This window comes from Lysobacter arenosi (assembly GCF_016613475.2).
Taxonomy (GTDB): Bacteria; Pseudomonadota; Gammaproteobacteria; order Xanthomonadales; family Xanthomonadaceae; genus Lysobacter_J; species Lysobacter_J arenosi.
The window spans coordinates 2,393,972-2,407,544 of sequence record NZ_CP071517.1 but is presented as its reverse complement, the minus strand read 5'-3'; the positions used below and the strand labels follow the sequence as shown (position 1 = coordinate 2,407,544).

Annotated in this window: 11 protein-coding genes; 5 read left to right on the top strand and 6 right to left on the bottom strand. The window is 66.8% G+C overall.

The window, feature by feature from the left end:
- The first annotated feature begins 329 nt into the window (after nt 1–329).
- The 3 genes from HIV01_RS11235 (at nt 330) to HIV01_RS11225 (ending at nt 6,208) form a co-directional block, all read left to right on the top strand.
- Entirely contained in the window at nt 330–3,926 is a 3,597-nt protein-coding gene (locus HIV01_RS11235) for a beta strand repeat-containing protein (RefSeq protein ID WP_207526933.1), read from the top strand.
- Between the two features lie 75 nt (nt 3,927–4,001).
- Nucleotides 4,002–5,618: an autotransporter outer membrane beta-barrel domain-containing protein gene (locus HIV01_RS11230; protein ID WP_207526932.1), complete on the top strand. Its 1,617-nt coding sequence runs from the start codon at nt 4,002–4,004 to the stop codon at nt 5,616–5,618.
- 95 nt (nt 5,619–5,713) lie between these two features.
- Nucleotides 5,714–6,208: a BON domain-containing protein gene (locus tag HIV01_RS11225; RefSeq protein WP_200607144.1), complete on the top strand. Its 495-nt coding sequence runs from the start codon at nt 5,714–5,716 to the stop codon at nt 6,206–6,208.
- Between the two features lie 48 nt (nt 6,209–6,256).
- On the opposite strand, the gene HIV01_RS11220 is transcribed toward HIV01_RS11225, so the two are convergent.
- From HIV01_RS11220 to HIV01_RS11210, 3 genes are all read right to left on the bottom strand, one after another.
- Complete coding sequence (locus HIV01_RS11220) at nt 6,257–6,901, bottom strand: glutathione S-transferase family protein (RefSeq protein WP_200607142.1); 645 nt, start codon at nt 6,899–6,901, stop codon at nt 6,257–6,259.
- 81 nt (nt 6,902–6,982) lie between these two features.
- On the bottom strand, nt 6,983–8,530 hold the full coding sequence (locus HIV01_RS11215; RefSeq protein ID WP_200607140.1) for a phospholipase D family protein: 1,548 nt from the start codon (nt 8,528–8,530) through the stop codon (nt 6,983–6,985).
- A 71-nt stretch (nt 8,531–8,601) separates the two neighbouring features.
- Entirely contained in the window at nt 8,602–10,218 is a 1,617-nt protein-coding gene (locus tag HIV01_RS11210; RefSeq protein ID WP_200607139.1) for an esterase/lipase family protein, read from the bottom strand.
- A 222-nt stretch (nt 10,219–10,440) separates the two neighbouring features.
- Between HIV01_RS11210 and HIV01_RS11205 the strand changes: the two genes are divergently transcribed.
- Nucleotides 10,441–10,896, top strand: a complete 456-nt coding sequence (locus HIV01_RS11205) for an EF-hand domain-containing protein (protein ID WP_200607137.1) — start codon at nt 10,441–10,443, stop codon at nt 10,894–10,896.
- Between the two features lie 25 nt (nt 10,897–10,921).
- On the opposite strand, the gene HIV01_RS11200 is transcribed toward HIV01_RS11205, so the two are convergent.
- Together HIV01_RS11200 and HIV01_RS11195 are read right to left on the bottom strand one after the other, a co-directional pair.
- Entirely contained in the window at nt 10,922–11,503 is a 582-nt protein-coding gene (locus HIV01_RS11200) for a manganese efflux pump MntP (RefSeq protein ID WP_200607135.1), read from the bottom strand.
- Nucleotides 11,504–11,516: 13 nt separating this feature from the next.
- Entirely contained in the window at nt 11,517–11,843 is a 327-nt protein-coding gene (locus tag HIV01_RS11195) for a hypothetical protein (RefSeq protein ID WP_200607133.1), read from the bottom strand.
- Nucleotides 11,844–12,068: 225 nt separating this feature from the next.
- On the opposite strand from HIV01_RS11195, the gene HIV01_RS11190 reads away from it, so the two are divergent.
- A complete protein-coding gene (locus HIV01_RS11190) occupies nt 12,069–12,701 on the top strand; it encodes a DUF4136 domain-containing protein (RefSeq protein WP_200607131.1) in 633 nt (210 codons plus the stop codon).
- Between the two features lie 4 nt (nt 12,702–12,705).
- Here HIV01_RS11190 and HIV01_RS11185 read toward each other — a convergent pair whose 3' ends face one another.
- Complete coding sequence (locus tag HIV01_RS11185) at nt 12,706–13,503, bottom strand: hypothetical protein (protein WP_207526931.1); 798 nt, start codon at nt 13,501–13,503, stop codon at nt 12,706–12,708.
- Nucleotides 13,504–13,573: the final 70 nt, after the last annotated feature.

The window sequence follows — 13,573 nt, the reverse complement described above, 5'->3', positions numbered from 1 at the left end:
TGGGAGCTACTCCCCTTCGTGACCGCGATGGTAATGCATATTGCCGGCCCGGGAACCCTCGGCTGTGCCATTCGTGTCCAGTGCTGAACGAGACGTTCATCACGAGATAACAGTGATAGACTCCCGCGACTCGCATCAGGCCCGGCTATTGGCAGGGACCGTTTGCGAAGGCCCTCCCCACTTCTGACGGCGGGGGGCGACAGGGGATTTCCGACGTATTGCAGGTTGCGTTGCCGCAGTGAAGCGGCGACGTCGTTTTCGTGCGCGTGGCGAGCACTCTGCATGCCCCCGCGACCATCAGGATGAAAGGGGACATCGTGGGAATTTCGTTGAGCACGCATCGCGCGTGGCGTCGTTTTGCGCAGTCGATGGTCATGCTGCTGTGCGCGGCCGCGCCATTGGCGCAAGCGGCCCCGTTCAACGACGACTTCACCTCGCCGTTCTTCGACTCTCCAACCACCGCGGTCACCCGCGTGCTGGGAGGAACCTCCTTCCGATACACCTTCACGGGTAGCGGCGACCTCGCGTGGGACGACACGACCTACCTCGGCAACCCGATGCTGTCGGCAAATTCCTCCGCGCCGCCCGACGCCAGTATCGAAAGGGTCACCATCGCCCGCAGCGATGGCGCCGACTTCATTTTCCAAGGCCTCCTCGTTGATGTCCTGATGGGCGAGTCGGTGACCGTCCAGGCCTACCGTGACGGCGTCCCCACGGGCACGCCGCGGACAGTGGCCCCGGGAACGTCGGTCAGCCTGAGCTTCGGCCGACTGCTGGTCGACGAGGTGCGGCTGACCTCGAGCGACTTCTTCCTGACCAACTTCGACAACATCAGCGGCGACAGCGAAGCGCCGGTACCGCCGGTGGTCAGCGACAGTCGGATCAGCGTCTCGGGTGCGAGCGGAACAGGCGGGGCGTACAAGATTGGCGACACCGTCACTGCCACCTGGAACAACACGGCCGGCGGCGACAACAACGGTGGCGTGACCGGCGTCACCGTCGACTTCAGCCAGTTCGGCGGTGGTTCGGCAGTGACCGCGACGGAGAGTTCCGGGACATGGACCGCGACCTACACGATCACTGCGAGCGCCATCGATGCGGCGAACCGCAACGTCAGCGTGACGGCGACCAACGTGGCCGGATCGACCACCCGGGCCGACAGCTCCAATGCCACCGTCGACAGCGTGGCGCCGACGGTCAGCGACGGACGCATCACCGTCTCCGGTGCCTCCGGTACCGCAGGCGCCTACAAGATCGGCGACACGGTCACCGCTACCTGGAACAACACGGCCGGTGGCGACAACAATAGCGACTCGATCAGTTCGGTAACGGTCAACTTCGCGCAGTTCGGCGGCGGCGCGGCGGTTGCGGCGACCAACAGCAGCGGCACCTGGACCGCCACCTACACCATCACTGCCGGGTCAATCGACAACGCCAGCCGCAATGTATCGGTCACCGCGACCGACAACGCCGGCAATGCGACCACGACGTCCGATTCCAGCAATGCCACGGTGGACAACATTCGTCCCACCGCAAGCAGCATCGCGGTGAACGGCACGCCGACTGCGGGCGCCACGAGCATTGCGTTCACCGTTGCCTTCAGCGAGCCGGTCGGCAATGTCTCCACCGATGATTTCACCCTGGTGGGCACCGGCACTGCGTCGGCCAGCATCGACAGCGTTTCCGCCGCCGGCGGTGCCAGCGTCAACGTCAACATCGTCGGCATCACCGGTAACGGCTCGCTCAGGCTGGACCTCAATGCCGCCACCGACATCACCGACGACGCGGGCAATGCCCAGGCCGGCTTCAACGGCGGTTCGGTCCATACCGTGGTGATTCCCGTTGCGCCAGGCGCGCCGACGATCGGTACCGCGACGACAGGCGACGCGCAGGCGTCCATCACGTTCACCGCGCCTGCCAGCAATGGCGGGTCCGCGATCACCACCTACACCGCGACGGCCAGTCCCGGTGGCGCATTCGGAACCTGCGCAGGGCCTGCGGCCTGCACTGCCACGGTGACGGGCCTGAGCAACGGCACGGCTTACACCTTTACCGTCACGGCGACTAATGCCATCGGCACCAGTGTGTCCTCGGCGGCGTCCAACCCGGTCACGCCAAAGGCGAGCCAGTCGATCACCTTCGCCAACCCCGGTGCGCAGAACTTCGGCACGTCGCCCACCTTGACGGCCTCGGCAACGTCCGGCCTTGCGCCGACCTTCAGCTCCTCGACGACCGGTGTCTGCACGGTTACTTCCAATGGCGTGCTGACTTTCGTCACGGCCGGCACGTGCACCATCGACGCCGACCAGGCAGGCAACAGCACGGTCGATGCGGCGTCGACGATCACGCGTTCCTTCACCGTCAACAGTGTGGTTCCGTCGGCGCCGACCATCGGCACCGCGACGGCCGGCGACACCCAGGCCACGGTGACGTTCACCGCGCCCGCATCGACGGGTGGCGCTGCGATCACCCAGTACACGGCGACGGCCAGCCCCGGCGGGGCCACCGCTACAGGTGCCGCCTCCCCGATCACCGTGACCGGGCTGACCAATGGCGAGGCTTACACCTTCACCGTCACCGCGACCAACATGGCCGGTACCGGCAGCGCATCGGCGGCCAGCAATTCGGTGATGCCGGCAGCGCCGCAGCTCATCACGTTCAACAATCCGGGCCCGCATAACTTCGGTACGTCACCCGTGGTGACGGCCACCGCAACGTCGGGGCTGACGCCGACCCTCAGCTCTTCGACGACCGGCGTGTGCACCATCACTCCCGTCGGTGTGCTCACCTTCGTGACGGCGGGTAGGTGCACGATCAACGCTGATCAGGGTGGCAACAGCAGCTACCTGCCGGCGCCGCAAGTGTCGCGATCGTTCACCGTCAGCGCAGTGGCGCCCGGGGCGCCGACCGCGGTCAGCGCAAGCGCCGGCAATGCCCAGGCGAACATTGCCTTCACCGCACCGGCCTTTGTCGGCGGCGCCGCGATCACCGGCTACACGGTGACCTCCAGTCCGGGCGGGGTCACCGCCACGGGTGCCGCTTCGCCGCTCACGATGACGAACCTGGTCAACGGAGTGACCTATACCTTCACCGTGACGGCCACCAATGCGGCCGGTACCGGTGTGCCCTCGGCCCCGTCCAACGCGGTCACGCCCGTGCCGGCACTGGTGGCGTCGCCAGTCAGCGCGAACATTCCGTACGCGGCCAACGCCACCGCAATCACGTTGAACATCGTCGGCAATGCGAACGCGGTGGCTGTTGCCGGTGCGCCCGCACACGGCACCGCCGTTGCCAGCGGCACCTCGATCACGTACCGGCCCAATCCCGGTTATGCGGGCCCGGACAGCTTCAGCTACACCGCCACCGACGCCTACAGCACGACTGCGCCGGCCTCCGTCAGCATCACCGTGGCCAATGCGGCGGTGGCATTGGATGCGTCCGCGATGCCGGGTGCGACGGGCGGCTCCGCGTACCACCATCAGCTCCATGCCAGCGGTGGTTCGGCGCCGTATAGCTTCCAGGTGGTGTCGGCGAACCTGCCGGCTGGACTGGTGCTCGCCGGCAACGGTGAGCTGTCGGGCACACCGACGGTGGCCGGCAGTTTCGACCTGACGGTACAAGTTAGCGACAGCAGCACGGGCACCGGGCCGTTCTCGGATCAACGTGTCTACACGCTGGTGATCGCCGCGCCGCAACTGGTGTTCGCGCTCAGCGCCATGCCTGATGCCACCCACCGGGCCGCCTACGACCAGGCGCTCGACGTCTCCGGCGGAACGGCGCCGTACACCTTCGCCGTGATTGCAGGCGCGCTTCCTGCCGGGCTGAGCCTGGATGCCGCGGGCCGTGTGTCCGGTGTGCCCGAGCAAGCGGGGCAATACGCGTTCACCGTTGAAGCACACGATGCCAACGGCTTTGCCGCCACCTAGGCATTCGACCTGCAGATAGCCCAGGCCACGCAGGTCATCAGCGGTTTTGCCGCCAATCCGGAGGCGCCGGTCTATGTGCGCAATGGCCACTTCGCGCTGTCGGCGACGGGCGGTGCTTCCGGCAACGCCGTGGTGTTTGCCACCACGACGCCTGCGGTCTGCCAGGTCACCGGCGCGAGCGTGGCGATGCTGTCGTCGGGCCTGTGCGCGCTGACCGCGAACCAGGCCGGCGATGGCAACTACCAGGCGGCTGCGCAAGTCACCCTGGAGGTGACCATCGCCGCCGCCGTGCCGACGCTGCAGTGGGTCGACGAGCTGCACAAGGTGTACGGCGAGCCGAGTTTCGACCTGCCCGAACCGCAGAGCGACAGCAGCGGCGCCTTCACCTACAGCAGCGACAACACGCAGGTGGCCACAGTCAATGGCCGCACCGTGACCGTGGTCGGTGCCGGTGTTGCGGTGCTGACCGCCACCCAGGCCGCCGCGGGCAACTTCACCGCGGGCTCGGTGCAGATGCGCCTGCAGGTCGTCGATCGCCCCGATCCGACGCGGGACGCGGACGTGGTCGGCGGACTGCAGGCGCAGGTGGATGCCAGCGTTCGCTTCGCCGCCGTACAGCAGGGCAACATCCGCGGACGCCTGCGCCAGGTGCGCAACGGTGACAACGCCTCCAGCACATCGCTGTCGTTGGCCTATGCCGGCCAAACCGGTTCGCCAGGCATGGCGCTGCCCGTTGGCCAGGCAGTCGGTGGCCGTTGGCCGATGCTGGGCAATGGCTGGGGCATGTGGATGGCGGGCACCGTCAACTTCGGCAAGAGCGGTGAAGGGCGTCGTTACGACTTCCAGACCGACGGTGTCAGCTTCGGCGCCGATCGGGCGCTGGGCGATCATGCGTTGATCGGCCTCGCAGGCAGCATGGCCACGCACGACAGCGATGCCGTCGGTTCCGCATCGAGCGTGAACGCCGACCAGCGTTCGCTCAGCGTGTACGGTTTGTGGGGCGCCGGCGAACACCTCTTCGTCGACGGCATGCTGGCCTACGGCCAGCTCGACTTCGACCTGGTTCGCTGGAGCGAGGCGGCCGGACGCGCTGCCAATGCACGACGCGACGGTGATCAGTTCTTCGGATCGGTGAGCTTCGGCTACGAGCACCGCAACACCCGCGGACTCGCGTTGACAGGCTACGGTCGCCTCGACGGCAGCCGGACGACGCTCGACCCGTACCAGGAAGGCGGACTGGGCATCTATGACCTCAGCTACCGCGAGCAGACGGTGCAGAACACCTCGCTGGCCGTGGGCATGGAAGGCAGCTACGAGTTCGCCGGTTTGAATGCACGCTACCGTCCCTTCTGGACCGTGGAGTACACCCAGGCGCTGGAGAACCAGGGGCTGGCGCGCATCAACTATTCGCAGCAGCCGGTATCGAGCGACTACGGCCTGCGCCTGCGCAGCTACTACGACGATCTGTTCGCGATCGGCGCGGGCATGGATGTACGCCTGCGCGCCGGCTGGCTGTTCACGCTGCTGGTCGGTCACGAGCAGGGCGGCAACTCCACCCGCGCCAACAGCGTCGGCCTCTCGATCTCGTACGGCGCTTCCGGCGCCCGCCCTGCATCGGCGCCGGCCTCCGGCGTTGCAGATCAGGAGCCAGCGTGCACGGGTCGCCAGTGCCGTCGACAAGGAGCGCCCTGATCGCCGGTTAAGCCAACCATGGCCATTTCTTCGCGCTTCGTTTGCAACAGGTTTGGCAGCATCACTGTTCACGCGAAGTCGAGTGGAGATGCCCCATGCATGAATCAACCGCGCATAGCACCCTGAAGACGCTGTACGGCGTCGCCCTGGCTTTTGCCGCCGGTGCGCTGGCGATGTACCTGATGGACCCCAACACCGGGCGCAGGCGTCGCGCGCTGATTCGCGACCGCGGGGCGTCGCTGGGCAACGACGCCGGGCACTACGTGCGCGGCAAGGCCAAACGCGCGGCGCATCGCCTCAAGGGCGTCGCCGCGCGCGGACGCGCCAGCCTGTCCACCGAGCTGCTCGACGACGACAGGCTGCACGACCGCATCCGCGCCCGGCTCGGGCGCGTGGTGGGTCACCCGCACGATGTTGAAGTGCATGTGCACGACGGATGGGTGCAGCTCAAGGGCGCGGTGGCCGAGGAGGAGTTCGAGGACCTGCTGCGCGAGGTCTCGTCGATGCGCGGCGTACGCAATCTTGAAAGCCTGCTGCGCACGACTTCGCCGCCGCCACAGCCGGAGGGGCCGCGACTCGGCCCGCATTGATCCTGCTGCCATTGAAGGACCTGGCCGAAGCAGCGGCCGGGTTCTCGATCACGCATCACCCTTGAAAGCCGCAGCCTGTGCGGCATATGCGCGCTTGTACGCCGGTCGCGCTTCGCCACGAGCGACGTAGGCGGACAGGTTCGGGTACTCGTCGACGATGCCCGATCGCTTCAGTCGGATCAGCACGGACACCATCATCAGATCGCCCGCGCTGAAAGCGCCATCGAGCCAGTCGGCATTGCCGAGGCGATCGGAAAGCGGTCCCAGCCGTTCGCGTACACGGTCCTCGACCAGCGGCAGGCGCTCCTTGTTCCACGGCTTGTCGCGTTCCAGCAGCCTGGCGTTGGTCAGTTCGAGGATTGGCGGCTCGACGGTATTGACCGCGGCGAACATCCACGTGATCGCGCGCGCCCGGGCATCGCCATCGTCCGGCAGCAGGCCCTTATGGCGCTGCGCGATGTGGAGCACGATCGATCCGGTCTCGAACAGCACCAGGTCGCCTTCCTCGTAGGTCGGAATCTGGCCGAAAGGATGAAGCGCCAGGTGCGCCGGCTCCTTCATCGCCTGCATGGAAACAGGGCGGACCTCATAGGGCTGGCCGACTTCCTCGAACGCCCAGCGCACGCGCGTATCTCGCGCCAGCCCCTTGCCGCCGTCAGGCGAGCGATCAAAGGCGGTAATGGTCGGGATCATTGAATCGCTCCGGTGTGGAATGCCGGTCGTCCGGCTTCACGATACAGACGAACGACCGGACCCGGATTCGACAAGCCCAACCTAAAGCTGCGACTCGATCGGCAACCAGCCCGAGGCCCACGCGACGGCCCGCATCCACCAGTCCGCGTCGGGCTCGTGCTCGATCTCCACCGGTTCGGGCTGTGTGCGATCGAGCCAGCGAAGCTCCCCCTGCCGGTTTCGATACACCCAGTAGCTCATGGCGGGAGAAGTCAGGCGCAGGTACTCGTCGCGAACCTGTGTGGCGATGACCGGGTCGTCGAACAGCACGCCCATCTCGGTATTGAGGTTCTTCGAGCGCGGGTCGACGTTGAACGATCCGACGAAGCCGCGCGCATCGTCGAGCACCAGCGCCTTGGTGTGCAGGCTGACGCCCTGGCGAACCACGCGCGGCATCTCTTTCGCATGCACTTGCGAGCGCAGTTCGTAGAGGTCGACCCCATGCAGGAGCAGTCGTTCCCTGTAACCGGCGTAGCCGCTGTGCACGGGGTAGACATCGGTGGCCGCCAGCGAGTTGGTGACGACGCCGACTCTGACTCCGCGTCCAGTCAGGGCGGCGAGCATGGCCGCGCCATCATTGCCCGGAACGAAGTACGGCGAAATCACCATCACCTTGCTGCGTGCCGCGGAGATCATTGGCACCAGGTGCCCCACCAGCCACTGTTCGCGGTCGTCGCTTCTCCATTTGATCGGTGGGTCGGCAAAGACTTCAATCCCGACGCTCCAGTGCGGACTGAGCGCATGCTGGTAGTAGTCGCGCACCAGCTGCGAGTCGGCGACGCGATCGAGGTATCGCCTGGCGCGTTCGCTGCGCGCATCGCGATGGACTTCGTCCAGCAGGTTGCGCAATGCCTCCGGCGCCTGTGCGCCAAGGGTGGCGATCGGCACCGCGGCTGCACTGTTCCAATAGCGGTCGAAGAGCGCGCTCGCCTGCCCGGAGGCCGGTCCGAGCAGCAGCAGGTCGAGATCGCGGAAGTTGACCTCGGTCGCGGCGCCGAAGTAGCGCTCGCCGATGTTGCGACCGCCGATGACGGCAACGCGGCCGTCTGCGATCCAGGCCTTGTTGTGCATGCGGTGGTTCATGCTGAACAGTCGCCGCAGCAGTTCGAAGGCGCGGCCGGGACCGGCGCGGTTGCGGAACGGGTTATAGACCCGCAACTCGATGCCGGGATGGGCGTCCATGGCCAGCAAGTGCGGATCGAGGCCTGCGGCATTCATGTCGTCGAGCAGGATGCGCACGCGCACACCGCGCTCGGCGGCAGCGTGGACTTCGCTGGCGAGCATTCGCCCGGACAGGTCGTTGTGCCAGATGAAGTACTGCAGGTCGAGGCTGCGACCGGCCTTGCGCGCCGACACCGCGCGCGCGGCGTAGGCGTCGACGCCATCGGTCAGCACGACCGTGCCGGTCTTGCCGGGATGGGCAGCCAGCAGCGGCGACAGCTCGCGGTCGATGTCGGTCTGCGCCGCCTGCAGGGGCAGGGTATGGCTGGGCCTGCCGGTTGCCGGTGGGGCGAGGTGGTTGACGAGCAGCAGGCTGGCGCCGATGAGCGCGAGCAGCAGCAAGAATGCAACGGCAAACCAGGGCCACATCGGTTTCTCCGGGGCGTTGGCAGTGGGCGGCATGTGAGGGCGAGCCTGGCCAGCAGGCGTCCGTTGGCCCATCACAGGCGAAGGATTCGCAGGACTTCTGCAACCACCTGCGGGTTGTCATGCAGGCGATGTCCGTCTTCGACCACCAGGCACGAGGCGGCGCCGGGAATCTGCGCGCTGTCGAGCGGCACGACGCCGTCGGTCTGCTGCCGGCGGCCCGGCTGCACGCCGGCAATGGTGTGGAAGCTGATGCCCGCGGGTGGCAGCAGCGATTCGGTTGCCCGCCGGACCGGTTGCTCGGACTGCAGCGTGGCGATGCTGTTGATCCAGCCCTGCTGGAAGGTGTGCAGCAACTCCGGCCGGATCGCTTCCGGGTTGGCCATGGCAATGCGCTGCAGGGCATGCACTTCGGCCGTGCGTCGACCGACCAGGGCGCGCGTGACCTGTCCCAGTGGCGTTGCGGCGCTGGGGCTGCCGCGATGCGGCGCGGCCAGGAACACCGCGCGCGCGATGCCGGGATAGGAATGGAAGGAGAAGAGCCGCCGTATGACTTGCAGATCTTCGACGCTGGCATCGAGCGACCCGGGCGGAACCAGGAAGGCGGCGTTCCACAGCGCATCGCCGCTATCCACGCACAGCAGTCGTGCAATCACGCCACCGAGGCTGTGGCCGACCAGCACCGCACCCGAGCGGGCAGGGGCATCGCCGTCCGGATCGAGCATTTGCCAGGCGGCGTCCAGGTAACCCTGTATCCGTGAGCGGGTCACCAACAGCGGCTCGTCGGTCGGGTAGATCACCTGCCAGATCTGGTATCGGGCACGAAGCTCGTCCATGCCCCACACGGCGTTGGACAGATGCGCCCAGATCAGGGGAATGCTGCCCAGTCCATGGATCATCACCAGCGGCCGCTTGTCCGGATCGTAGTCCTCGAGCAGGTACAAGCCTGCGCGATGCTCGATCGCCTCTCCACCGAGCAGGCCCCACAGCCCGGTGCGCGCCAGCTTCGAGATTCGCATGGCCCAGGCATAGGCGGCCGAGGTGTCGCTGGCGAGCTGGCGCCGATGAGGACCAATGGCAATGGCGCCGATCTTCTGCGGGTCGGCGAACACCAGGATCGGCGGCGCATCGCTCTGCGCGGGGTCCGGTTCGATCCAGGCCGTGAGGTTCCGGAATGCGCCGAAGAGAGGTTGCAGCCGGCCGTATGGCTCGTCGTCATGGCGACGGGACAGCGCCGCCACGGGCACACCGAACCCCGGGCGAGCGAAGCGTTCACCACCGAAAGCATCCATCGGCACGTCGCGGGCGAGCCTGATCCGCACTGGCGGCACAAGCCAGGGCGATACCTGGCGAAACTCGACCTGCAGACGGATGCCGTCCACCTGCAGCAGGCCGGGCGACCAGCCGTGCGGATGCTGTTGCAGCAAGCGCGACAGCAGTTCGGCGGTCGCCTGTGTCGCCAATGTCGCCGCTGCATCGGCGCGCGAGGGGTCGTCGGTGTGCAGCGCGCGGTAAGCGTCGGTGGCGCACTGCAGCCACGCCGGCAACGCACGGTGACCTGCTTGCCCGGCTCGACTGGCCCAGTGGCGTGCCGATTCGAGCGCGTTGGCGGCACACGCGTCCAGGGACGCAGGCGCCGGCGTGCCGGCACTGTCGCACGATGATCCGGCAGTCGACTGCGACGAGCTCATATCCCGAATCGCGCACGCCGGCGATCGTGCCGGCGCCGGCCAACAAGGCACGGAAATGCGCCTCCTCCCGGGGACACGGTAGGGCCGGTCCAGTTGCAGCGGTAGGCCCGGCCGCCTCCACCCGGTGTTGCCCCGGGCGCAACAATGCGCCGGCCGGCTGTCCGCTTCCGGGTCTCGCCACCGTTGCATGAGCTTGTGCTCATCACTCCGGGGGACTCCACCATGACCGCCGCCACGACCGCCGCCTGCCTGCTGCGCTTGTCCGTACTCACGCTCGGCCTGGGAATCGCAGGTCCGGGCCTGTGCGACGCGCCCGGGACTGCAACGCAGGCGCTCCCGCAGGGCGCGGAGGCCCGCTTCGAGTACCTTGACGTCAATCGCGACGGTGTCCTGAGCAAGTACGAGTACGACAGTGACATCGCCTTCGAAACCGCCGACCGCGACCACAACTCACTGATCTCCCCCAGTGAGCTGGAGGCGATCCTGGGACCGCAGGCGCCCGGCGTGCCGATCGCCGACCGGCTCATCATTGCCGATCTCGACAGCGACGGCGAACTCAACGACAACGAACTTCGTCGCGCCCTGGAAATGCGCTTCGGCTGGCTCGACCGCAACAGCGACGGCAACCTCGACCTCGAGGAAATGAAATCCGGTTACGGCGTTCGCGTCCGTCCCTGATCAAACGTCGCGTGCAGGAGCGCGATCAGGCGGGAGCCGCATGCAGGTGCTCGTAGAGGATCGTCGCGCCCACCAGGATCAGGATCACGCCACCGACCATCTCGGCGCGCTTTCCGATCAACGTGCCCAGCGCCCGTCCCGCCATGATCCCCAGCGTGACCATGGTGAACGTGCACAGCGCGATCACGACGGCGACGACCAGGATGTTCACGTCGACGAAAGCCAGGCCGACGCCGACGGCCATCGCATCGATGCTGGTCGCCAGGCCGGTGAGGGCCAGCGACCACATCCCGGCCCTGCCTTGTCCGGCGACTGATCCTTCGGCGTCGCCATCGTCGGTGACGGCCTTGTAGATCATGTGCAGACCCAGCGCTCCGAGCATTCCGAAGGCGATCCAGTGGTCCCACTGCTCGATATGGCGAGAGGCTGCCGAGCCCAGCAACCAGCCAACGATGGGCGTGAGGCCTTCCACCACGCCGAATATCAGTCCGATCCGCAGCGCTTCCGGCCATTGCGGCCTGAGCATGCCGGCGCCTTTACCAAGGGCTGCGGCGAAGGCATCGGTGGACATGGCCAGGCCGAGCAGGACGATGGATATCGGGTTCATCGACGGGGCAGTCCTACTTCTCGTAGGTGATCGCTACATCCGCCGCCGCCGGGCTTTGTTTGAACACCCGCGCACTACCCAGTCCGGACACGGTCAGCGCCGTCTCCGAATCCCATCGCACCTTCAACGGCACGTCACCACTGAGGATCAGGGCGTTGCCGGGGATGTTGGGTTGCTGCGCACTACGCGGCAATACGGCGACCTGCGTGTTGATTTCCGTTGTCGCCCCGCAGTTGCGATGGAACACGACGGCGCGGCTCGCACCGGAAGGCGATGGCACGATGGTGACCGGCTCGTTCCTGCACTGGTCGCCGCAACCACTGACGGCGATGGCCAGCATGGCAAGGAACAGGCTTCTCGGTGAAAGGTTCATGCGATGCCGGCCTCTGCGGTGGATGCAACGACGCTATTCGTCCCCGGCGAGTAGCGTCGCCCGCGCCGGTGATGGTGTCGTGAACGGGGCAGAGCGCGCATTTGCCATCACGTCTGTTTCACATGCGCTGACACGACGATTGGGTCGAAGGTCACATCCCTGGTTCACATCCCTAGAGTCGGAGCGCCGCCCATGAATCGTCTGCAGTCGTGCCTGCTTTGCTGTGCTCTGGTGGCCTTCCTCGCACCGGCTGCACCGGCGGTGCATGCGAGCCAACCCGATGCCCAGGTGCAGGTGTCCAAGCCGGCGACCTCGATGCCGGGCAATCGCTACGCCTGGGTCGACATGCCGCCCCAGCTGGCGGCGGAATTCGACAAGCGCGTGCAGGACCCGAAGCTGCGCGCGAGGCTGCAGGCGGCTTTGGACAAGGCGCTCGCGGCCAAGGGTTACCGGCGTACCAACGACCTGCGCCAGGCCGACATTGCCGTGGCCTACCGCGTCGGCGTGCGCGACAGCGAGGAAACGCTGGTCCGCGACACCGGACTGGCCAGCGCCAATGAGGCCGGTGTCGAGTGCAAGGCCGGTGGCTGTTCGCAGATCGTCACCCAGGGCGTCAACGGCGTGCCGGCGGTGAAGCTGGATACCAAGTCGATGGTCGAAGGCGGGCTGCTGGTGGAAGTGCTGCAGCCAGCTGACATCCGCGTGCTGTGGCGCGCGCTCTATCGCGGTTCCGTGCGCGCCAGCAAGGGGCCGTCGGTCAATCTCGACACGGTGGCCACGAAGACCCTGGCGCAGCTGCCTAAGGCGAGCACGACCTCGCCCTGAGGCTTCACGGGCGGCCCACGCCCGGCGCGGGAGGGCGCCCGCCCGCTCGTCCCGCGCGCAGTGACATCCGCACGCGCCGCAGCGGTGCCTTCAGCGGCAGTGCGAGGTGCCGATAGAAGAACGACACGATCCGTCGCGATGCCGGGACGCGGCGCGCCAGTCCTTCCTCGATCGTGTAGAGGCACGGCGCGCAGATGCCGCAGGGCCTGCCATGCACGGGCGTGTGGCAGAACCAGGTCATGTCCATGATCTCGCTCCAGCCTTCGGCCGCTGCTTGCCGGTCGATGCCCACCTTGTCGATGTGGAACAGCGGAAAGCTGAAGTAGCGGAACAGGCGGAACTCGGCCGTGTGGGCATGGCGGGGGTCGACGCGGACGTTGCGGTAGCCGTCCGGGTGATCGAACTCCAGCGCATAGGGCCGTACCAGCGCCTGCACCTTGTCGTCCACGTGCACGCCCAGTTCCATCTCGCCGATTGCGTTGTGCTTGCAGAACGATGGCAGCCACGCGTACTGGCTGCCGATGAACATGCGCCGGCGGATCTCCCGCAGCGCGGCATTGATCTCGTCGTCTTCGACGACGTCGCAGACCGAGGCGATCCGGATAGGCTGAAGCAGCTCACGGGTACGCGGATAGGTCGCGCGCAGGTGGTCGCCGATGCGGACCATGGTCTGCAGCTCGATCTGCGTCGAGGCCCGGGTCGGATCTTCCAGGTAGTAAGGAACCACCGGAACGCGATGCTTCAACAACAGCTGCAACAAGCGGAACGTCGAGTCCCACCCGCCCGTCCAGAGCAGGTTCACGGTGGATCCGCGTTTGTCATCACGCGTGGCTTGCATCGTGCGTCCATCCATACGAAGGCCTATATGGCAC

Bases quoted from the DNA above. Each gene is read 5' to 3' on its own strand.
- HIV01_RS11225 (WP_200607144.1), top strand. From the start codon at position 5,714: ATGCATGAATCAACCGCGCATAGCACCCTGAAGACGCTGTACGGCGTC.
- HIV01_RS11220 (WP_200607142.1), bottom strand. From the start codon at position 6,901: ATGATCCCGACCATTACCGCCTTTGATCGCTCGCCTGACGGCGGCAAG.
- HIV01_RS11215 (WP_200607140.1), bottom strand. From the start codon at position 8,530: ATGTGGCCCTGGTTTGCCGTTGCATTCTTGCTGCTGCTCGCGCTCATC.
- HIV01_RS11210 (WP_200607139.1), bottom strand. From the start codon at position 10,218: ATGAGCTCGTCGCAGTCGACTGCCGGATCATCGTGCGACAGTGCCGGC.
- HIV01_RS11205 (WP_200607137.1), top strand. From the start codon at position 10,441: ATGACCGCCGCCACGACCGCCGCCTGCCTGCTGCGCTTGTCCGTACTC.
- HIV01_RS11200 (WP_200607135.1), bottom strand. From the start codon at position 11,503: ATGAACCCGATATCCATCGTCCTGCTCGGCCTGGCCATGTCCACCGAT.
- HIV01_RS11195 (WP_200607133.1), bottom strand. From the start codon at position 11,843: ATGCTGGCCATCGCCGTCAGTGGTTGCGGCGACCAGTGCAGGAACGAG.
- HIV01_RS11190 (WP_200607131.1), top strand. From the start codon at position 12,069: ATGAATCGTCTGCAGTCGTGCCTGCTTTGCTGTGCTCTGGTGGCCTTC.